Origin of the sequence: Spongiactinospora rosea (genome assembly GCF_003315795.1) — a bacterium.
Lineage (GTDB): Bacteria > Actinomycetota > Actinomycetes > Streptosporangiales > Streptosporangiaceae > Spongiactinospora > Spongiactinospora rosea.
Genome location: NZ_QMEY01000001.1, coordinates 971,721 through 990,322, shown reverse-complemented (window position 1 = coordinate 990,322; position 18,602 = coordinate 971,721). Strand labels below are relative to the sequence as shown.

Genomic DNA, 18,602 nt, shown 5'->3' with positions numbered 1-18,602 from the left:
GCTTCGGCGGCCCGCGATCAGTGCGCCGGAACGCTCCCGATCAGGGTGGACATCTCCGCCACCAGCCAGCGTGCCCCCGACTTGACCATGACGAACCTGGCCCGGTCCTGGGTCACCTGCCGCTGCGGCTCGTCCTCCCCTGGAACCGTCTTGGTGGTGGTCGTGTCCACGAACAACAGCACCTCCACGCGGTCGGGGGTGGCCGACTCCACGGCCGCGTTGACGATCTCGGCCTCGCGTACGGTGTGCTCCTGCTTCACGGTCGGGACCAGCACCTGGAGCAGGCGGCTGTAGTGGCCGGTCAGCTCGCCCGTGGTGTGGTCCCGGCCGCGGGCGAGGTCCTGCTCAACGGTGGCGTGGTTGTAGGAGAGCATGTCCGGGGCCACCGACCGGGCCGCCTCCATCGCCTCCTTGGCCGCCTCGGTGCCCTGGCGCAGCCAGCGCACGTTCGCGTGCAGGACCAGTACGACGCCCGCCAGCGCCAGCGCCAGCGCGGTCAGCACCGACACCACGACCACGAAGGCGCGCGACCGGGAGCGCACCCGGGCCCGCGCCCGCCAGGACCCGTCACGCCGGCTCACGGGACCTCCTCCCAGCGCGACACCAGCCAGCTTCCGCCGGTCTTGGTGAGATCCATCGTCCAGCGGTGGAAGCGTTCGCGCGGCGCGGCCTCGCGGCCCTCCCACTGGATGACGCCGTCCGCGACGACCAGCGCCCTGGCCTCGTCGCCGCTCAGCGAGACCAGGCCGACCGAGCGGAGTACGCCGATCTGCACCACCTTGTCGGCCACCGTGGTCTGCCGCAGCTTCGTCACGCCCGCCTCGTAGGCGTCGCGCGCCGGCCCGGTGGAACTGTTCAGCACCCGCCGGATGTCCTCCTCGACACTGTCGTGGCTGACCGACAGGAGGTTCACCGCGTGCGCGCCCGCCGCGCGCATGACCGCCTCGCGCTCGGCCGCGGCGGCCTGCTCGTCGGCGAGCCAGCGCGTGTGCAGCCCCGCCACCAGGCCCAGCGCCACGACCACGGCGGCCAGCGCCCCGATCACCGCCGCCCTCATCCGCCGCACCTCTCGGGTGCGGCGGGCGGTCCGGGTCGCTGCATGCGTCCACCCTCCTGCGCACGGTCGCCGCCGGATCATAACCCGCGACGGCGACCGGCATGCCCGACTTCAGCGGCGAAATCGGAGATGTGAGGCTCAGGGAGCCAGCAGCCGCCGGTACTCGGCCCGCCAGTCGCGTCCGTGCTCGTCCAGAAAGGACCCGGGCGGCGGTACGACGCCGTTGGCGGCGAGCCAGGCCCCCGGCACCGGCTGGGTCCGGCGGATGCGCCCGCCGGTCGGCATGAGCTGCGGCGGGATCGGCGGCAGCCCGTCCGGCCCGCGCGCGTTGAGGAACCCGCTCACCACCGGCTGGTCGCTGGACAGCAGCATCTCCCGCGGCCCGAACATGACCAGCTCACGGCCGGCCATCAGGCCGATGTCGTCGGGGACGGTACGGGCGGTGTCGAGGTCGTGGGTGACGATCAGGAACGTGGCCCCGGTCTCGGCGTTGAGGTCCACGATGAGCTGGTTGAGGTAGGCGGTCGGTACCGGGTCGAGCCCGGAGTCCGGTTCGTCGAACAGGACGACCTCCGGATCGAGCACCAGCGCCCTGGCCAGCCCCGCGCGCTTGCGCAGCGCGGCGGAGATCTCGCCGGGCCGCTTGCCCTCCGCGCCGAGCAGCCCGACCCGTTCGATCTTGTCCATCACGATCCGGCGGACGCGGGACTCCGGCGTCGCGGCGCGCTCGCGCAGCGGCAGCGCGATGTTGTCGTAGACGGTCAGCGAACCGGACAGCGCGCCGTCCTGGAACAGCACGCCGGCCCGCCGCCGCTCGGCGCCCGCGTCGCGGCCGTCGATCCGGATGCGGCCGCGGTCCGGGCGCAGCAGCCCGGCCAGGGTCTTGAGGAAGACGGACTTGCCCGCGCCGGACGGGCCGAGCAGCACCGAGATCTCGCCGGGCGGCAGGGTGAGCGAGACGTCCTGCCAGATGACCTGGCTGCCGAACGACTTTGTCAGCCCCTCGACCACGACCTCGACTCCCACGACCCCGTCCACCCTCGTCGCGCCGATCCCCCAGCGCGTGTTACTTGCCGGCGCAACCACCGTAAACCGCGTTCCGGCCGGGCCGATGGAACGTTACGGCCCCGTTACCCGCGTCCCGCCCCAGAACGGGCCCCGGCAGACACGAAGCGGGCGGCCCACCCGGCACCTGGGTGAACCGCCCGCTTCGATAGGGGTCGTGCTTACGCCTCAGAGCGTCACTTGACGGTGACGGTGGCGCCGGCGCCCTCGAGGGCGGCCTTGGCCTTCTCCGCGGCCTCCTTGTTGACCTTCTCCAGCAGCGGCTTCGGAGCGCCGTCGACGAGGTCCTTGGCCTCCTTCAGGCCCAGGCTCGTGAGGGCGCGGACCTCCTTGATGACCTGGATCTTCTTGTCGCCCGCGGCCTCCAGGATGACGTCGAACTCATCCTGCTCCTCGGCCTCGGCGGCGGCGCCGCCGTCACCGGCGGCGGGGGCGGCGACGGCCACAGCGGCGGGGGCCGCGGCCTTGACGTCGAAGGTCTCCTCGAAGAGCTTCACGAAGTCGTGCAGCTCCAGGAGGGTCATCTCCTTGAACGCTTCGAGCAGCTCGTCGGTGCTGAGCTTCGCCATGGTGGTGTTCCTCCGTATGGGTCGTTGTCTGAGAATCGGGACCGCGGTGTCTGCGGCAATCCCCCGGTGGCGCTACTCGCCCTCGCCCGCGGCGGCGTCCGTGGACGCGTCGCCGCCTTCGGCGTTCTTGGCGCGCAGGGCCTCGGCGAGCCTGGCCATCTTGGTGGGCAGCGCGTTGAGCACGGCGGCCGCGTGGCTCTGCTTCGCCTTCATCGCGCCGGCCAGCTTCGCGAGCAGGACCTCGCGGGACTCCAGGTCGGCGAGCTTGGTGATCTCGGTGGGGGTCATCGACTTGCCATCGACGACACCGCCCTTGATGACCAGGAGGGGATTGGCCTTGGCGAAGTCACGCAGCCCCTTGGCAGCCTCGACCACGTCGCCCTTGACGAACGCGATGGCCGACGGGCCCTGCAGCAGGTCGTCCAGGCTGGAGATCCCGGCCTGGTTCGCCGCCAGCTTGGTCAGCGTGTTCTTCACCACGGCGAACTTCGCATTCCCACCGAGCGAAACGCGCAGCTCCTTGAGCTGAGCGACGGTGAGACCGCGGTATTCGGTCAGAACGGCGGCGCTGGAGCCCTCGAACTCACTCTTGAGCTCGGCAACAGCAGTCGCCTTTTCCGCCCTCGCCATGGGCCTCCTTCCAGATGTGCCGCCGGAGAAGGCTCCCGGAGAAACGAAACAGCCCCGGCGCAGGCGCACGGGGCTCGCACATCGGACGTCAGGGACGGCCAATATGGAAACTCACATCCACCTGCGCTGGTCGCCCGTTTCACGGGACCTTGGGTCACCGAGCTTGCCTCGGCGACGACCGGCGGTCTTCGGCACCCACCACAGTACCCCATACCTCGGCGTGCCTCGGCACGTCATCGCAGCGGCCGGAAGAACTTCCGCAGGTCGCCGCTCAGGAGTTCCGGCACCTCCATGGCCGGGAAGTGCCCGCCGCGGTCGTACTCCGACCAGTGCCCGATGTGGCCCGCCGGGTCCATCAGGCTCCTGATGGTGTCGTCCCCCGCGAACACCGCCACCCCGGTGGGCACCGGCGGCGCCGCCTCCCAGTCCCCAGAGTTCCCGGCCATCTCCCGGTACGCCTGCATGCCCTCGTACGTGCCGTGCGCGGACGAGGCCCCCGAGCCGGTGAACCAGTAGACGCTGATCGCGGTCAGCAGGTCGTCGCGATCGACGGCCTCCTCGGGCAGCGCGAGCGCCGGATCGGTCCATTCGGCGAACTTCTCCACGATCCAGGCCAGTTGTGCCACCGGGGAGTCGTTCAGGCCGTAGCCGAGCGTCTGGGGCCGCGTGGCCTGGATGTGGAGGTAGCCCAGGCCCTCCCGCTGGAGCCGGTTGAAGCGCTCGGCGCGCGCCCGGTCGGCCGCGGGCACCGCCTCGACGTCGATCGGCGGCCCGAACGGCATGGCCGCCGACGTACCGGTCAGGTGGACGCCCGCCGCCCGGTCGGCGGCGATCATGCCGAGCAGGCTCGCCACGCCCGCCCCCGCGTCGGTGCCGTGGACGCCGTAGCGCTCGTACCCGAGGCGGGCCATCAGCTCGGCCCACGCCGAGGCGACGCGGAACAGGTTCCCCCACCCCTCCTCGCGTACCGGCGTGGAGAACCCGTAGCCGGGCAGCGACGGCAGCACGACGTGGAAGGCGTCGGCGGGGTCGCCGCCGTGGGCCCTGGGGTCGGTCAGCGGGCCGATCACCCTGCGGAACTCCAGCGGCGAACTCGGCCAGCCGTGCGTGAGCACGAGCGGCAGCGCGTCCGGCTCGGGCGAGCGTACGTGCATGAAGTGGACGTCCTGGCCGTCGATCGTGGTGACGAACTGCGGGATCTCGTTCAGTGCCGCCTCCTGGGCCCGCCAGTCGAACTCCTCCGCCCAGTACCGGGCGAGGTCGCGCAGGTACCCGAGGGGGACCCCGCGGGTCCAGCTCGTGCTCTGCACCCCGCGCGGCCAGCGGGTACGGCCGAGCCGGTCCGCCAGGTCGTCGAGGTCGGCCTGCGGAACGTCGATGCGGAAGGGGCGAATCTCGTTCTCCATGCCGCCGACACTAGGAACGAACGCGGAAAGGACGGTTCCGCATTCACTGCCAGACTGAAGAACATGCTCGAAACCTCCGCCCGGCTGCTGCGCCTGCTCTCCCTCCTCCAGACGCCCCGCGACTGGTCCGGCCCCCAGCTCGCCGAACGCCTGTCGGTCACCACCCGCACGGTCCGCAACGACGTCGAGCGGCTGCGCGAACTCGGCTACCCGGTCCACGCCACGCCCGGCCCCGGCGGCGGTTACCGGCTCGGCGCGGGGGCCGCGCTGCCGCCGCTACTGCTTGACGACGAGGAGGCGGTCGCCGTGGTGGCCGGCCTGCGTACGGCCGCCACCGCCGGTGTCACCGGCATCGAGGAGACCTCGCTGCGCGCGCTGGCCAAGCTGGAGCAGGTGCTGCCGGCGCGGTTGCGGCACCGGGTGGAGGCGCTGGAGTCGGCCACGGTCGCCGTGCCCGGGACCGGGGGACCGACGGTGGACGCCGACGTGCTCGCCGTACTGGCCGGGGCCTGCCGGCGGCGCGAACGGCTGCGGTTCGACTACACCGGGCACGACGGCGGCGTCACGCGGCGGCTGGCCGAGCCGTACCGGCTGGTCCACATGAGCCGCCGCTGGTACCTGGTCGCCTGGGACGTGGAACGCGACGACTGGCGCACCTTCCGCGCCGACCGGGTGCGGCCGCGCCCGCCCACGGGGCCGCGATTCGCCCCCAGGGAGCCGCCGGGGGGCGACGTGGCCACTTACGTCCAGCGCGGCGTCGGAGCGGCGCTGTGGCGGCACCGGGCCCGGGTACGGCTGCACGCGCCGGCCGAGGCCGTGGCGTCCCGGCTGCCGCCCGCCGTGCTGGTCGAGGCGGTGGACGAGCGCACCTGCCTGGTCCAGGCCGGGGCCGACACCCTGCAGATGCTCGCGCTGTACCTGGGGCTGCTCGACGTCGACTTCGAGGTGGTCGAGGGCCCGGAGTTCGCCGGGCATCTGCGTACCCTGATCGGCCGCTACGAACGGGCCGTACGGACCGCCTGAGCGGGGTTCAGGAGGTGATCGCGCGGGCCGCGCCGTTGGCGCGGGTGCGTCCGGCGTCCCGGCGGTACGCGCTGGGGCTGATCCCGAGCGTGCGCTTGAAGGCCGAACTGAACCCGAACGCGTCGGAATATCCCACCTTGCGGGCCACCGCCCCCACCGTCGCCGCCGGTTCGGTGAGCATGTCGGCGGCCAGCGCCATCCGCCACTCCGTCAGGTAGGTCAGCGGCGGATCGCCCACCAGGTCGGTGAACCGCCTGGCGAACGTGGTCCGCGAGACGTTGGCGGTGGCGGCGAGGGACGCCAGGGTCCAGGGCCGGGCCGGATCGTCGTGGATCGCGCGCAGGGCCGGGCCCGCCACGTCGTCGCTCAAGGCCGCATACCACGCGGGCCTGGTCGCCTCCGGCCGGTCGAACCAGTCGCGCAGCGAGCAGACCAGCAGCCAGTCCAGCAGCCGGTCCAGTACGACCTGACGGCCCGGGCGGCCCTGGACGAGCTGGGACTCAAGGTAGGTCCGCATCCCGGAGCAGTCGTTGTCGTCCGGCACGACGGCCACCGGCGGCAGCACGCGGATCAGGCGGCGCAGCACCTCTCCCCCGAGCTGGTACGAACCGACGAGCAGGACCGTGTCACCGGTCAGTTCGGCCGGCGCGTCGGCGGCGGCGGTCCGTACCGGGCCCGGCGTGGCGCTGTCGGCGAACACGAAGGGCTCGGGCCCGCGCACCACGGCGGCCTCGCCCAGCCGTACCCGCTCGGCGGTCTCGCCCTGGACGATCCACCCTTCGCCGCGCAGCGGCAGGCACAACGTCAGGGGCGCGCCGCGGTCGAAACCGAGCGTCCACGGCGGTGAGAGCGCCGAAGCGCCGAAGACCGCCCCCTCGCCGCGCACCCCACGCAACAGATCGTCATATGGGTCCATATCGCTCACGATAACGGGACGATCGGACAGCTCCCGCGGACGCTCGGCCATGTCCGTACGGGCGTCGCGGCGGTTGGCTGTCAGGCATGGACGACATTCTGGTTCTCGGCGCGACCGGCAAGACCGGCCGCCGTTTGGTACGACTGCTGCGCGAACGCGACCTCCCGGTACGGCCGGCCTCCCGCTCCAGCGCGGTTCCCTTCGACTGGTCCGACCCGCGGACGTGGGAAGCGGCGGCCAAGGGGGCCGGGGCGGTGTACCTGATCGCCCCCGACGACCCCGCCCCCGTCGCCGGCTTCGTCGAACAGGCCCGGCGGCACGGGCCGGTCGAGCGTTTCGTGGTCCTTTCCGGGCGCGGGATCGAGCACATCCAAGGCGACTTCGGGGCGGGCATGATCGCCGCGGAGCGGGCCGTGGCCGCCTCCGGCGCGGAGTGGACCGTGCTGCGCGCCAACGAGTTCGCCCAGAACTTCAGTGAGGACATCTGGCACGCCCCGGTACGGACCGGGCGGCTGGCGCTGCCGATCGGGGACGTGCCCGAGCCGTTCGTCGACGTGGAGGACCTGGCGGCGGTGGCCGCCGCCGCACTGACCGAGGACGGGCACGCGGGGCGGATCTATGAGCTTTCCGGGCCCGAGGCACTGACGTTCCGCCAGGCCGTCGAGATCATGGGCCGGGCGGCGGGGCGGACGATCGAGTACGTGGAGCTGACCCCGGCCGCCTACCGGGCCGAACTGATCGCCGAGGGCTTCCCCGAGGCCGTCGCGGACGCGCTGGGCGACATGTTCGCGCTGCACCGCGCCGGGCACATGTCCGAACCGACCGGCGACGTGCGGCTCGTCCTCGGGCGGGAACCGGCAACCTTCGCCGGCTACGCCGCCCGCGCGGCGGCGGCGGGCGCCTGGTCGGCGTAGCTCGTTTTGTCGGTGCCGTTCGCTATCTTGCCTGTTCATGAGCAACATGGCGAGACTCGAAGAGATCGTCGCCCGGCTGCCCGAGGCCACGCGGGTGGACGTCGAGGCATGGGACGGCCAGCCGACGTTCCGGGTGCGCGACAAGACGTTCGTGTTCACCGACCCCGAGGCCACATCCTTACGCGTCAAGCTGCCGAAGGAGGAGGCCGACGCGGTGGTGGCCACCGATCCGGAGGCCGAGCCCGCCGGCTACGGGCTGGGGCGGCACGGCTGGGTGCGCGTCGAGGTCGGCGACCGGCCGGACGATGACCGCTGGCAGGAGATCGCCGAGTGGGTCCGCACCTCCTACACCCTCGTCGCCCCGCGCCGTCTCGCCAGGGAGGTCGTTTGAGGGTGCCGGAGCCCGCGCGCACCGGGCGCACCCGGCTGCCGGACGGGCGGTGGCTCGGCTGGGCGGAGTGGGGACCGCGTGACGGCACACCGGTCGTGTTCTGCCCGGGGGCGGGGACGGGGCGGTCGCTGGGGTTCGGCGGCGACGTCGTGGACCGGCTCGGCGTCCGGCTGATCTCGCTCGACCGGCCCGGCCTCGGCGCCTCCGATCCCGCCCCCGGCCGTACGCTCGGCTCCTGGGCCGCCGACGTCGCGGCCCTCGGGCTGACCCGGCCGCGGATCGTCGGTTTCTCCCAGGGCGCGCCGTTCGCCCTGGCCTGTGCCCCGATCGCGGCCCGGGTGGCGATCGTGTCGGGGGCCGACGAGGTGGCCTGGCCCGCGTTCGGCCCGGCCTTGCCCGCGCCGCTGCGCGACCTGGTACACCTGGCCGCCACCGACCCGGAGGCGGCCGAGCGGTCCTTCGCCGCCATCACGCCGGACGTGCTGTGGGACATGATCGTGCCCGGCGCGCCCGCCGTGGACCGCGCGGTCTACGAGTCGCCGGAGTTCGCGCGCGCGTACCGGGGGGCCATGGCGGAGGCGTTCGGCCAGGGTCCGGGCGGCTACGCCCGTGACACGCTGCTGGCGATGTCCCGCTGGCCGTACGACCTGGGCGCGATCAAGGTCCCGGTGGACCTCTGGTACGGCGAACAGGACACCACCCACTCCCCCGACCAGGGCCGCACCCTCGCCGGCCGCATCCCCGGCGCCCGCCACCACCTCGTCCACGACGCGGGCGGCTCCCTCCTGTGGACGCACGCCGAACCGATCCTGCGCACCCTGCTCAGCGCCTTGGACATGCCCTGAGCAGGATCGGAGAAGCGTGCCGGGCCGCCGCCGTCCTACGTTGGCGGGGTAGCGAACGGACCACGGCCCCGGAGGTGGCTCATGGCACAGCAGCAGACGAGCAGGCGCAGGCCCGGCACGCCCGGCGCGTTCTCCCGGTGGATGCAGCGCACGATGAACGCCCGGATGAACCGCAAGGTACGGCGGGGCCGCGGCCAGATGATGGGCATGGACGTGCTGATCCTGAACACGGTGGGCAGCCGCAGCGGGCAGCCCCGGGAGACGCCGGTGGCGTGGTTCGCCGACGACGCCGACGGGGGGCGGCTGATCGTCGCGTCGGGCGGCGGGAGCCGGCACCCTGACTGGTACGTCAACCTGATGGCGCACCCGGACCGCGCCACGATCGAACTGCCCGGCCGCCCCCCGCTGCCGGTGGCCCCGCACCGGCTCGACGGCGCGGATCGCGAGCGGGCCTGGGAGCGCATCGCCGCCGCCCAGCCCCGGATCGCGAAGTACCAGAGCAAGTCCGACCGCGAGTATCCGGTGATCCGGCTCAGCCCACGCTGAACGCCTCAAGCAGTGCACACGGGTGTAGAAACCGCCCAGCGCGACCCCGCCCCCCACTTGGTCGAGGCGAACGGGTATTCGTCGCAGACTCGGAAAGGGCGAAGGCCCGCGCCGGTGGCAGGCGCGGGCCTTCGGGTGGGTGGAAAAAGGTCAGTGGCGGATCAGTTGAAGTTCTTCTGCTGCGGGATCTCGCCGACCTCGTTCGCCGGCGGGGCCGAGATCTCGACCGGCTCGTTGTAGCCCTTGAACAGCATGGTGGCGTTGAACGAGCCGCCCTCCGCCGAACCGTTCAGGGTGATCTTGCGGGGCAGGCTCTCCGCGTCCGCCCACAGGTCGAACTTGATGTCCTTGAACTCACCGAGCTGGTCGGCGGCCGGGGCGCGCTTGGCGTCGTCCAGCAGCTTGACGGCCTCGTCCACCGGGAAAGTGCCGGAGTAGTGCGTGGTGTCCGCGCCACCGACGCTCTCGGTGCCCACGGCCTTGATGTCCTTGGACGCGGTGACCAGCTTGACCGCCGCGGCCAGGTCGAACTGCCGGACCCGGCTGAGCGCGTCGTTCGCCTCGCTCTGGTGGCCTCCGTCGAGGTCGGAGACGGACGCCTTGATCCACGGCTTGGTCGCGCCGGTGGCCGACTTCAGGGCGTCCACCTTGACGTAGGCGGTGTCGCCGAGCAGGATCGCCCGGGCGCCACCGGGCAGGCTGTTCTCGCCGAAGGCGACGGTGTCGAGGGTGACGTCGACCCCGAGCTGCGGCTTGCTCTGGTACACCATCCGACCCTGAACCTTGCCGCTCTCACCCTTGGAGTGTGAGAATTCGGCCACGGCGTCAACGGTGTAACTGGTGACCGCTTCCGCCTTCTCGGCCGTCTGCGCCACGGCTTCGGCCGCGGCCAGCTTGACGTTGCCGAGCTGCGGACTCGTCGACCCGCACCCGGTGAGGGCGACCACACTGGCTGCGCTCACGGCGGCGATCGCGAGTGAAATCCGGCGCATCTATTTGAGTCCCTTCATATCCCCTGCACTGACTCCGACCCTACGCGCCGGTGGGGCGTTCGGGCCGTGATCCCCCGGGACCTCCGGGTTATCCCCGGGTTTACCCTGAGGGTCCGCCTTTATCAGGGAACTACCGATACTTCGGCAGTAAACGCACCTTTACCTCGCCAAACCTGCACATTCGCCGCCCCTAACGTGCTGGCGACCGTAGACATCGGCCGGACGACATCGCCCACCTCGACGTACCGGACATCAAGGCCGACCTGTCCGCCTCCGCGCCCCTCGCATCGGTAGCCGCAGGTGGGCGAGGGGCCTTGGCTGGTGTTGGAGGGATGGGGGCCAGGGCAGCGCGGAATGCCAAGTGACGAGCGCCGGGGGTACGGGGGCGGGGGTGGTTGGGGGTGCCGGGCCTTCACAGCGGTGTCTTCATGACCTGATACCCCGGGAAGGACGAAGCCCACCCCAGCCTCGTGTGGGCGGGGTGGGCTGTCGGGGTGGGTCAGGCGGGGTTTTCGGCGACGAGGCCGCGGACGATGTTGGGGTCGACCGGGATGCCCGGGCCCATGGAGGTGCTGAAGGTGACCTTCTTGAGGTAGCGCCCCTTGGCCGCGGACGGCTTGAGCCGGAGCACCTCGTCGAGGGCCGCCGCGTAGTTCTCCACGAGCTGGCGCTCGCTAAAGGACGAGCGGCCGATGATGAAGTGCAGGTTGGCGTGCCGGTCGACGCGGAACTCGATCTTGCCACCCTTGATCTCGGTGACCGCCTTGGACACATTGGGGGTGACCGTGCCGGTCTTCGGGTTGGGCATCAGGCCGCGGGGGCCGAGCACCCGGCCGAGCCGGCCGACCTTGCCCATCAGGTCGGGGGTGGCGACGACCGCGTCGAACTCGTTGAGCCGGTTGCCCTTGGAGATCTCGTCGATCAGCTCGTCGGCGCCGACGATGTCGGCGCCCGCCTGGCGGGCCTCCTCGGCGCGGTCACCGGTCGCGAAGACCAGGACCCGGGCGGTCTTGCCGGTGCCGTGCGGGAGGTTGACGGTGCCGCGCACCATCTGGTCCGCCTTGCGGGGGTCGACGCCCAGCCGCAGCGCCACCTCGACGGTGGCGTCGAACTTGGTGACAGAGGTGTCCTTGGCCAGCTTCGCCGCCTCGGCGGGGGCGTAGAGGTTGTCCCTGTCGATCTGGCCCGCCGCGTTGCGGTAGCCCTTGCTGCGCTTCACTGCTCACTCCTGTGTCATGGACGAGTGGTCGTGGTATGGGCCAGCGCTCGGCCCTTCCACTGGCCGACCGGCTGAATCGCCGGCCGGTGTCGTCAGTCGGCGACCGTGATGCCCATCGACCGGGCGGTGCCGGCGATGATCTTCTCGGCGGCCGCGATGTCGTTGGCGTTGAGGTCCTGCATCTTGGTCTCGGCGATCTGCCGCAGCTGGTCCTTGGTGAGCTTGCCCACCTTGTCGCGGTGCGGGTTGGCGCTGCCCTTGTCGAGACCGGCGGCCTTCTTGATCAGCTCAGGCGCCGGGGGCGTCTTGGTGATGAAGTTGAAGGTGCGGTCTTCGAAGATGGTGATCTCGACGGGGATGATGTTCCCCCGCTGGGCCTCGGTGGCAGCGTTGTACTGCTTCACGAAGTCCATGATGTTGACGCCGTGCGGGCCGAGCGCGGTACCGACGGGCGGGGCGGGCGTGGCCTGGCCAGCGGGGAGCTGGACCTTGACCAATGCCGCGATCTTCTTCTTAGGAGGCATCTGTCCTTCTCCGGGTCCTTTTACGATCCCTCGCGGACGCGGCTCATCGCTACGCGACCGAGGGGACGAATGGCAAGTCTACGCGATGACTCAGATCTTCGAGACCTGGTTGAACGACAGCTCGACCGGGGTCTCTCTGCCGAAGATCGAGACGAGCACCTTGAGCTTCTGCGACTCGGCGCTGATCTCGCTGACCGTCGCGGGCAGCGTGGCGAACGGGCCGTCCATGACCGTGACGGACTCGCCGACCTCGAAGTCGACCGTGGCGGGCGCGGCCTTGGACGCCGCCTTCTTGGACTCTTCGGCGGGCTCGGGCGCGAGCAGCTTGGCGACCTCGTCGAGGTTGAGCGGGCTCGGCTTGTTGGACAGGCCCACGAAACCGGTGACGCCGGGCGTGTTGCGGACCGCCGCCCACGACTCGTCGGAGAGGTCCATCCGGACCAGCACGTAGCCGGGCAGCACCCGCTCCTTGACCGGGACCTTCTTACCGCTCTTGAACTCGGTCACGGTGTGCGTGGGCACCTCGACCTGGAAGATGAAGTCTTCCATGTTGAGCGAGCCGATACGGGTCTCGATGTTGGACTTCACCCGGTTCTCGTAACCGGCGTAGGAGTGGATGACATACCACTCGCCCGGGAGGCCGCGCATCTGGCGCTTGAACTCCTCGACCGGGTCGACCTCCGACAGGTCCGGAAGGACGTCACCGTCTTCATCGACGGCCGACTCATCGGCGCCATCGGCCTCCTGCGCGGCCTCCGGCTCTTCCGACGCCTCGGACTCCGCCGCCTCAGGGCTCTCGCCGACGGCCTCGATCACCTCGTCGGGCTCGCCGTCCCACTCCTCGCGGGATCCGCCGGCCGACAGTGGGGACTCGGACACGGTGACTCTTTCTCTTTCCTTTGGATGGGCTGCTGGCAACACCGGCGAGCGTGCCCGCCGGTATCGACTCCGGATCGCTCAGGAGGACCCGAAGAGCCGCAGCACACCCTCCGTAAACAGGAAGTCTAGCGCGGACACGATGCCCACCATGATCAACACGAAGACCAAGACGACCGTGGTGTAAGTGATCAGGTCCTTGCGCGTCGGCCAAATGACCTTACGCAGCTCTGCGACCACCTGCCGATAGAACAGGGCCGGTGTGGTGCGCTTCTTCTTAGGGCTGGGAGCCGGCTTGTCCGAAGTCTCGCCGCGCGTGTCGATCGCCACAATTAATCACCTGATCCGTCGTGTCCTCGCCACCTGCGGTGCGCTGTAACACGCCTGCCGCGCGGACCGCTTCTCGCAGGGCACGAGGGACTCGAACCCCCAACCGCCGGTTTTGGAGACCGGTGCGCTACCAATTGCGCCAGTGCCCTAGGTCGTGCAACCAACCATACCCCGACTGAGCCGGAGTCTGGCCAGGACTCGCTCGGCCGGCCACACGACGAACGGTGGCCACGGCCATGCCGCAGTCTACGGGGGTTTCGGCCTCACGTCGAACCGCAGCAGAACCACAGGCCACACGCCCCGGATAAGAGGAGGTGACGGCCCTGCGCGTCTGGGAGCATGGGGGGTATGACCCGACCTCGCATCTCAGCGCGTATCGCAGCCATCTCCGAGTCCGCGACCCTCGCGGTGGACTCCAAGGCCAAGGCCATGAAGGCGGCCGGCCGTCCGGTGATCGGCTTCGGCGCGGGCGAGCCGGACTTCCCGACGCCCGACTACATCGTCGAGGCCGCCGTCGAGGCCGCACGCAACCCGCGCTTTCACAAGTACACCCCGGCGGGCGGCCTGCCCGAGCTCAAGCAGGCGATCGTGGACAAGACGCTCCGCGACTCGGGCTACCGGGCCGACACCTCGCAGGTGCTGATCACCAACGGCGGCAAGCAGGCGGTGTACGAGGCGTTCGCCACGCTGCTCGACCCGGGCGACGAGGTCATCGTGATAGCGCCCTACTGGACCACCTACCCCGAGGCGATCAAGCTGGCGGGCGGGGTCCAGGTCGATGTCGTCACCGACGAGACGACCGGCTACCTGGCGAGCCTCGACCAGCTTGAGGCGGCCCGCACCGAGCGGACCAAGGCGCTGCTGTTCGTCTCGCCGTCCAACCCGACGGGCGCGGTCTACGGCCGCGCCGAGGTCGAGGCGATCGGCCGCTGGGCGGTCGAGCACGGGCTCTGGGTGGTCACCGACGAGATTTATGAGCACCTGGTGTACGGCGGCGCGGAGTTCACCAGCATCGCCACCGCCACGCCCGAGCTGGCCGACCACGTGGTCATCCTGAACGGCGTGGCCAAGACCTACGCGATGACCGGCTGGCGGGTGGGCTGGATGATCGGCCCCAAGGACGTCGTGAAGGCCGCGACCAACCTCCAGTCGCACGCCACCTCCAACGTGGCCAACGTGTCCCAGGCCGCCGCGCTGACCGCGCTGACCGGCGACCTGTCGGCGGTGGCGACCATGCGCGAGGCGTTCGACCGCCGCCGCCAGACCATCGTGCGGATGCTCAACGAGATCCCCGGCGTGCTCTGCCCCGAGCCGCTGGGCGCGTTCTACGTCTACCCGTCGGTCAAGCAGCTCCTCGGTAAGGAGCTGCGCGGCCGTCGCCCGGCCACGACCGCCGAGCTGGCCGAGCTGGTGCTCGAAGAGGCCGAGGTCGCGGTGGTGCCGGGCGAGGCGTTCGGCACGCCGGGCTACTTCCGGCTGTCCTACGCGCTGGGCGATGACGACCTGGTGGAGGGCGTCAGCCGGATCGCCAAGCTGTTCTCAGAGATCCGCTGACGCGAGCGGCAAGGGCCCGCTCCCGCAGGGCGGGCCCCCTCGCCGGCTCACGGCACGACGGTGAGCGATTCGGCGATCTTCTTCAGCTCGGCGTCGGCGCCCATCTTTCCGGCGAGCTCCGCGCTGATCATTACTTCGATCGCCAGCTCCGGCGATTCCTGCCAGAGCATTAGGCGGCTGCTGAACTCCCCTGACGGCGTGGCCTCAGGCTCGCTCGGTCCGGTCGCCTCAGGTTCACTCGGTCCGGTCGCCTCAGGTCCACTCGGTCCGGTCGCCTCAGGCTCGCTCGGTCCGGTCGCCTCAGGTCCACTCGGTCCGGTCGCCTCAGGCTCGCTCGGTCCGGTGGGCTTCTCCCCGTCCTCGGACGGCATCGTGGTGGGCTCCGCGGACAGCGACTCAGCGGGCAGCTCGTACGGCAGCTCGGTGAAAGTCGCGGTCGGCGCGGGCTCCGACTCGTCCTCGCCCAGCACCCAGTCGTTCTCGCCCACATCGACCAGGTACGCCTTCCGGCCGTTCCTGACGGTGATCGACTCGGCGCCCTCCTTGCCGTAGCGCGTCAGCCGGTCGGCGGCCTCCGCGGCCGAGTCCCCCCGATAGACGACCACGTCGACCCCCGGCGGCTCTTCGGTGTCGGCCGGGGTGTTCCATGCGGTGGACAGGCTGTCGGCGCCGAAGCTGTCCTCGGCGTACGAGCCCTCCCACTTCAGCCCGTCCGGCAGGTACCTCCACTCGATCCCGGCGAATCGCCTGCCGCCCTGCCCCAAGTCGCCCAGTTCCGGCGGAAGCTTGTCCTTGGTCCCGTCCGACACCGTGACCGTGACGCGGGCTCCCGGTTCCACGGCCGTGCCCGCCGTGGGCGCCTGCGAGATCACCGAGTTGCCCGGCACCGCGCTGGAGGGCGCGCTCTTGTAGTCGGCCGTCAGCCCGGCGCGGCCCAGTGCCCGCTCCGCCTGTTCCATGGTCATCCCGGCCAGGTCCGGCATCGCCACGCCCGGCTTTACCGTGGCGCCCGACGCCGCCCGCTGCCCCAGCCCCGGCGACTCCTGCCCCGGGCTCATCGCCAGGTAGAGCGGCACCGTCCCGGCGACCGCCACCGTCACCAGCGCCGCGCCCGCCGTACGGAGCCTGACGGTACGGCGGCGGTGCAGCCTGCGCACGGCCGCCGCCGTGCCCGCCCCCGCTCGCACGTCGCCGACCTGCGTGGACATGGCGTCCCTGAGTTCGTCCTCGATGGTCATGCGCTCACTCCCTCGAGTCTCGTCATGCGTTCGCGGATGCGGCCGAGCCCACGGGCCGCCTGGCTCTTTACGGTCCCGGCCGAGCAGCCGAGCAGTGTGGCCGTCTCGGTTTCCGAGAGGTCCTCCCAGTAGCGCAGCACCACGACCGCGCGCATCCGCGCGGGGAGTCTGCGCAGTTCGCCCAGCATGACCTCGCGCAGGTCGAGGTCGGCCGCGGTGGCGGCCGTGTCCGGCGGGCGGGCGAAGGAGATCTCCCTGATCACCTTCGCCCGCCGCGCGGCGGAGATGGCCGCGTTCACCACGACGCGCCTGGCGTAGGCGCCGGGGTTGTCGTGCCGGATGCGCGGCCAGTGCCGGTAGACCTTCTCCAGGGCGTGCTGGACCAGGTCCTCGGCGTCATGCTGGGACGCGCCGCACACCAGGATCGCGGTGCGCAGCAGAGCCGTACTTCGGGCGGCCAGGAACTCATCAAAGGCCGCCTCGTCTTCGTCCGTCATCAGCGAGGTCCCCTTTCGCCCCTCCCAACGCGCCGGGGTCCGCGCAGGTTGAGATCGAAGTTACGGCACCATGGGGAAATGCCACGGCCACTCCACACCCTCCCGAAAGCGCACCTGCATCTGCACTTCACCGGTTCCATGCGGCATTCGACGCTGATCGAACTGGCCAGGGAGCAGGGCATCCACCTGCCCGACGCGCTGGAGGAGGACTGGCCGCCCAAGCTGCACGCGACCGACGAGCGGGGCTGGTTCCGGTTCCAGCGGCTGTACGACATCGCGCGTTCGGTGCTGCGCCGCCCGAGCGACGTCTACCGGCTGCTGCGCGAGGCCGCGGAGGACGAGGCGGCCGAGGGGTCGGCGTGGCTGGAGATCCAGGTCGATCCCTCCGGGTACGCGGCGCGGTTCGGCGGCCTGACGGCGACGCTGGACCTGGTGCTGGACGCCGCGCGGCAGGCCGCCGCCGCGAGCGAGATCGGCATCGGGGTGGTCGTCGCGGCGAACCGCACCCGGCACCCGCTCGACGCCAAGACGCTGGCCAGGCTCGCCGCGCAGTACGCGGGTCAGGGCGTGGTCGGGTTCGGGCTGTCCAACGACGAACGGCGGGCCAGGGCCCGCGACTTCGACGGCGCGTTCCGGATCGCCAAGCGGGCCGGGCTGCTGGCCGTACCGCACGGCGGGGAGCTGGCCGGGCCGGTGAGCGTGGCCGAGTGCGTGGACGACCTGGACGCCGACCGGATCGGGCACGGCGTGCGCGCGGCCGAGTCGCCGCGCCTGCTGGAACGGCTGGCCGACCGGCAGATCACCTGCGAGGTGTGCCCGGCGTCCAACGTCGGGCTGGGGGTCGCCGAGCGGGCCGAGGACGTGCCGCTGCGGCGGATGTTCGACGCGGGGGTGCCGATCGCGCTGGGCGCGGACGACCCGCTGCTGTTCGGCTCGCGGCTGCTGCGGCAGTACGAACTGGCCAGGGATGCGCACGGGTTCCGTGACGCGGAGCTGGCCGAACTGGCCCGCCAGTCGATCCGGTCCTCCTCCGCGCCCGAGCAGGTCGTCAAGGACCTGCTGCGGCGCGTCGACGCCTGGCTGGCCGACGACTCCCCCGCCCCCTGAAGCCGAAGCTGAGGCAGACTGGGGGAAGCGGGTGGGACGGAGTTTGAGAACGGCCGCCATTGATCCCACTAGACTCGGCCGAGTCCGTACCGTGGCCGACCGGCCACGGTTTTGTGTAATCAGCGAGCTGGACGGAATCGCATGTCTGGGTATGACCGTGTAGTACAACCGGCCGCCGGAGACGAAGCCCTGGAAAATCATCTGGGCGGCGATGAGGCCAGAAACTACCGCCAGTACGAGCTGGACATGGTGGCCCCGCACGTCGGCCGGTCGATGCTGGAGATCGGATCGGGGCTCGGCCACTTCGCCGAGCAGTTCCTGCCCCGGCTCGACCGCCTGGTGGTCAGCGACTTCGACCCCTACTGCGTGGAGCAGCTGCGCAAGCGCTTCGACGGGCACGAGAAGGCGATCCAGGTGCTCCAGTTCGGGCTGCCGACGGAGATCCCGCTGGAGGGCGACGACCGGGTCGACACGGTCGTGATGATGAACGTCCTTGAGCACATCGAGCAGGACGCCGAGGCGCTGCGCTCGCTGGCCAGGGTGACCGTTCCGGGCGGCCGGATCATCATCTGGGTGCCCGGCTACATGCAGCTTTATGGTGACTTCGACCGCAAGGTCGGGCATGTCACGCGGTACACGCCGGCCACGCTCGCCCGCACGGTCACCTCGGCGGGCCTGCGGATCCGCACGATCAAGCCGATCAACTTCCTCGGCGGCATCGCCTGGTGGCTGGCCGTGCGCCGGGGCGGCGTGGGCTATCCCGACCCCCGGCTGGTCAAGATCTACGACCGCACGGTGGTCCCGGCGACCCGGCTGATCGAGCGGTTCATCCGCCCGCCGTTCGGCCAGACGGTGTTCTGCGTGGCGGAGGTCCCGAAAGTCTGACCCGCCCGCGCGCGGGTA

General features: G+C 71.1%; 22 protein-coding genes and 1 tRNA gene. 8 read left to right on the top strand and 15 right to left on the bottom strand.

Going from position 1 to position 18,602, the window contains the following annotated elements; all coding sequences use genetic code 11:
• Window positions 1-17: 17 nt before the first annotated feature.
• The 6 genes from DP939_RS05195 to DP939_RS05170 form a co-directional block, all read right to left on the bottom strand.
• A complete protein-coding gene (locus DP939_RS05195) occupies window positions 18-581 on the bottom strand; it encodes a hypothetical protein (protein WP_225878050.1) in 564 nt (187 codons plus the stop codon).
• Window positions 578-1,057 (bottom strand): hypothetical protein, encoded by a 480-nt coding sequence (locus DP939_RS05190; RefSeq protein ID WP_113979359.1) that lies wholly within the window; start codon window positions 1,055-1,057, stop codon window positions 578-580. Before DP939_RS05190 ends, DP939_RS05195 begins: the two co-directional genes overlap by 4 nt.
• Window positions 1,058-1,195: 138 nt before the next feature.
• Window positions 1,196-2,083, bottom strand: coding sequence for an ABC transporter ATP-binding protein (locus tag DP939_RS05185; protein WP_113979358.1), 888 nt, complete (start codon window positions 2,081-2,083; stop codon window positions 1,196-1,198).
• Window positions 2,084-2,298: 215 nt separating this feature from the next.
• Window positions 2,299-2,691 carry a 50S ribosomal protein L7/L12 gene (gene rplL / locus DP939_RS05180; RefSeq protein ID WP_113979357.1) on the bottom strand — a complete coding sequence of 131 codons (393 nt, stop codon included), beginning with the start codon at window positions 2,689-2,691 and terminating at the stop codon, window positions 2,299-2,301.
• 72 nt (window positions 2,692-2,763) lie between these two features.
• Window positions 2,764-3,321: a 50S ribosomal protein L10 gene (gene rplJ, locus DP939_RS05175; RefSeq protein ID WP_113979356.1), complete on the bottom strand. Its 558-nt coding sequence runs from the start codon at window positions 3,319-3,321 to the stop codon at window positions 2,764-2,766.
• Window positions 3,322-3,554: 233 nt separating this feature from the next.
• Window positions 3,555-4,727: an epoxide hydrolase family protein gene (locus DP939_RS05170; RefSeq protein WP_113979355.1), complete on the bottom strand. Its 1,173-nt coding sequence runs from the start codon at window positions 4,725-4,727 to the stop codon at window positions 3,555-3,557.
• 63 nt (window positions 4,728-4,790) lie between these two features.
• Between DP939_RS05170 and DP939_RS05165 the strand changes: the two genes are divergently transcribed.
• Complete coding sequence (locus tag DP939_RS05165; protein WP_113979354.1) at window positions 4,791-5,750, top strand: helix-turn-helix transcriptional regulator; 960 nt, start codon at window positions 4,791-4,793, stop codon at window positions 5,748-5,750.
• A 7-nt stretch (window positions 5,751-5,757) separates the two neighbouring features.
• Here the strand turns inward: DP939_RS05165 and DP939_RS05160 are convergent, their stop codons facing one another.
• A complete protein-coding gene (locus DP939_RS05160) occupies window positions 5,758-6,666 on the bottom strand; it encodes an AraC family transcriptional regulator (RefSeq protein ID WP_113979353.1) in 909 nt (302 codons plus the stop codon).
• Between the two features lie 86 nt (window positions 6,667-6,752).
• Here DP939_RS05160 and DP939_RS05155 point away from each other — a divergent pair, with 86 nt between their 5' ends.
• The 4 genes from DP939_RS05155 (at window position 6,753) to DP939_RS05140 (ending at window position 9,362) form a co-directional block, all read left to right on the top strand.
• On the top strand, window positions 6,753-7,580 hold the full coding sequence (locus DP939_RS05155; RefSeq protein ID WP_113979352.1) for an NmrA family NAD(P)-binding protein: 828 nt from the start codon (window positions 6,753-6,755) through the stop codon (window positions 7,578-7,580).
• A gap of 37 nt (window positions 7,581-7,617) precedes the next feature.
• Window positions 7,618-7,971, top strand: coding sequence for an MmcQ/YjbR family DNA-binding protein (locus DP939_RS05150; RefSeq protein ID WP_199564936.1), 354 nt, complete (start codon window positions 7,618-7,620; stop codon window positions 7,969-7,971).
• Window positions 7,972-7,973: 2 nt separating this feature from the next.
• On the top strand, window positions 7,974-8,816 hold the full coding sequence (locus tag DP939_RS05145; protein ID WP_225878071.1) for an alpha/beta fold hydrolase: 843 nt from the start codon (window positions 7,974-7,976) through the stop codon (window positions 8,814-8,816).
• An 81-nt stretch (window positions 8,817-8,897) separates the two neighbouring features.
• A complete protein-coding gene (locus DP939_RS05140; protein ID WP_113979349.1) occupies window positions 8,898-9,362 on the top strand; it encodes a nitroreductase family deazaflavin-dependent oxidoreductase in 465 nt (154 codons plus the stop codon).
• A gap of 161 nt (window positions 9,363-9,523) precedes the next feature.
• Here the strand turns inward: DP939_RS05140 and DP939_RS05135 are convergent, their stop codons facing one another.
• From DP939_RS05135 to DP939_RS05110, 6 genes are all read right to left on the bottom strand, one after another.
• Window positions 9,524-10,324, bottom strand: coding sequence for a LolA-like protein (locus DP939_RS05135; protein WP_225878049.1), 801 nt, complete (start codon window positions 10,322-10,324; stop codon window positions 9,524-9,526).
• A 529-nt stretch (window positions 10,325-10,853) separates the two neighbouring features.
• A complete protein-coding gene (rplA, locus tag DP939_RS05130) occupies window positions 10,854-11,573 on the bottom strand; it encodes a 50S ribosomal protein L1 (RefSeq protein WP_113979348.1) in 720 nt (239 codons plus the stop codon).
• Between the two features lie 92 nt (window positions 11,574-11,665).
• A complete protein-coding gene (rplK, locus tag DP939_RS05125; RefSeq protein WP_113979347.1) occupies window positions 11,666-12,097 on the bottom strand; it encodes a 50S ribosomal protein L11 in 432 nt (143 codons plus the stop codon).
• 90 nt (window positions 12,098-12,187) lie between these two features.
• The gene (gene nusG, locus DP939_RS05120; RefSeq protein WP_113979346.1) at window positions 12,188-12,976 is read right to left on the bottom strand and encodes a transcription termination/antitermination protein NusG; all 789 of its coding nucleotides are present in this window, start codon (window positions 12,974-12,976) and stop codon (window positions 12,188-12,190) included.
• A 78-nt stretch (window positions 12,977-13,054) separates the two neighbouring features.
• Entirely contained in the window at window positions 13,055-13,303 is a 249-nt protein-coding gene (gene secE / locus DP939_RS05115) for a preprotein translocase subunit SecE (protein WP_113979345.1), read from the bottom strand.
• Between the two features lie 76 nt (window positions 13,304-13,379).
• A tRNA-Trp gene (locus DP939_RS05110) sits at window positions 13,380-13,452 on the bottom strand.
• Between the two features lie 190 nt (window positions 13,453-13,642).
• Between DP939_RS05110 and DP939_RS05105 the strand changes: the two genes are divergently transcribed.
• Window positions 13,643-14,857: a pyridoxal phosphate-dependent aminotransferase gene (locus DP939_RS05105; RefSeq protein ID WP_199564935.1), complete on the top strand. Its 1,215-nt coding sequence runs from the start codon at window positions 13,643-13,645 to the stop codon at window positions 14,855-14,857.
• Between the two features lie 47 nt (window positions 14,858-14,904).
• Here DP939_RS05105 and DP939_RS05100 read toward each other — a convergent pair whose 3' ends face one another.
• Together DP939_RS05100 and DP939_RS05095 are read right to left on the bottom strand one after the other, a co-directional pair.
• A complete protein-coding gene (locus tag DP939_RS05100) occupies window positions 14,905-16,095 on the bottom strand; it encodes a PASTA domain-containing protein (RefSeq protein ID WP_113979343.1) in 1,191 nt (396 codons plus the stop codon).
• The gene (locus DP939_RS05095; protein WP_113979342.1) at window positions 16,092-16,592 is read right to left on the bottom strand and encodes a SigE family RNA polymerase sigma factor; all 501 of its coding nucleotides are present in this window, start codon (window positions 16,590-16,592) and stop codon (window positions 16,092-16,094) included. Before DP939_RS05095 ends, DP939_RS05100 begins: the two co-directional genes overlap by 4 nt.
• A gap of 78 nt (window positions 16,593-16,670) precedes the next feature.
• Here DP939_RS05095 and DP939_RS05090 point away from each other — a divergent pair, with 78 nt between their 5' ends.
• Both DP939_RS05090 and DP939_RS05085 read left to right on the top strand, forming a co-directional pair.
• Window positions 16,671-17,699, top strand: coding sequence for an adenosine deaminase (locus tag DP939_RS05090; protein WP_113979341.1), 1,029 nt, complete (start codon window positions 16,671-16,673; stop codon window positions 17,697-17,699).
• A gap of 141 nt (window positions 17,700-17,840) precedes the next feature.
• Entirely contained in the window at window positions 17,841-18,584 is a 744-nt protein-coding gene (locus DP939_RS05085; protein WP_113979340.1) for a class I SAM-dependent methyltransferase, read from the top strand.
• The last annotated feature ends 18 nt before the right edge of the window (window positions 18,585-18,602 follow it).

Bases quoted from the DNA above. Each gene is read 5' to 3' on its own strand.
- DP939_RS05150 (WP_199564936.1), top strand. From the start codon at position 7,618: ATGAGCAACATGGCGAGACTCGAAGAGATCGTCGCCCGGCTGCCCGAG.
- DP939_RS05165 (WP_113979354.1), top strand. From the start codon at position 4,791: ATGCTCGAAACCTCCGCCCGGCTGCTGCGCCTGCTCTCCCTCCTCCAG.
- DP939_RS05085 (WP_113979340.1), top strand. From the start codon at position 17,841: ATGTCTGGGTATGACCGTGTAGTACAACCGGCCGCCGGAGACGAAGCC.
- DP939_RS05105 (WP_199564935.1), top strand. From the start codon at position 13,643: ATGGGGGGTATGACCCGACCTCGCATCTCAGCGCGTATCGCAGCCATC.
- DP939_RS05090 (WP_113979341.1), top strand. From the start codon at position 16,671: ATGCCACGGCCACTCCACACCCTCCCGAAAGCGCACCTGCATCTGCAC.
- rplL (WP_113979357.1), bottom strand. From the start codon at position 2,691: ATGGCGAAGCTCAGCACCGACGAGCTGCTCGAAGCGTTCAAGGAGATG.
- DP939_RS05100 (WP_113979343.1), bottom strand. From the start codon at position 16,095: ATGACCATCGAGGACGAACTCAGGGACGCCATGTCCACGCAGGTCGGC.
- rplJ (WP_113979356.1), bottom strand. From the start codon at position 3,321: ATGGCGAGGGCGGAAAAGGCGACTGCTGTTGCCGAGCTCAAGAGTGAG.
- DP939_RS05160 (WP_113979353.1), bottom strand. From the start codon at position 6,666: ATGGACCCATATGACGATCTGTTGCGTGGGGTGCGCGGCGAGGGGGCG.
- DP939_RS05140 (WP_113979349.1), top strand. From the start codon at position 8,898: ATGGCACAGCAGCAGACGAGCAGGCGCAGGCCCGGCACGCCCGGCGCG.
- rplK (WP_113979347.1), bottom strand. From the start codon at position 12,097: ATGCCTCCTAAGAAGAAGATCGCGGCATTGGTCAAGGTCCAGCTCCCC.
- DP939_RS05155 (WP_113979352.1), top strand. From the start codon at position 6,753: ATGGACGACATTCTGGTTCTCGGCGCGACCGGCAAGACCGGCCGCCGT.
- DP939_RS05190 (WP_113979359.1), bottom strand. From the start codon at position 1,057: ATGAGGGCGGCGGTGATCGGGGCGCTGGCCGCCGTGGTCGTGGCGCTG.
- DP939_RS05170 (WP_113979355.1), bottom strand. From the start codon at position 4,727: ATGGAGAACGAGATTCGCCCCTTCCGCATCGACGTTCCGCAGGCCGAC.
- DP939_RS05095 (WP_113979342.1), bottom strand. From the start codon at position 16,592: ATGACGGACGAAGACGAGGCGGCCTTTGATGAGTTCCTGGCCGCCCGA.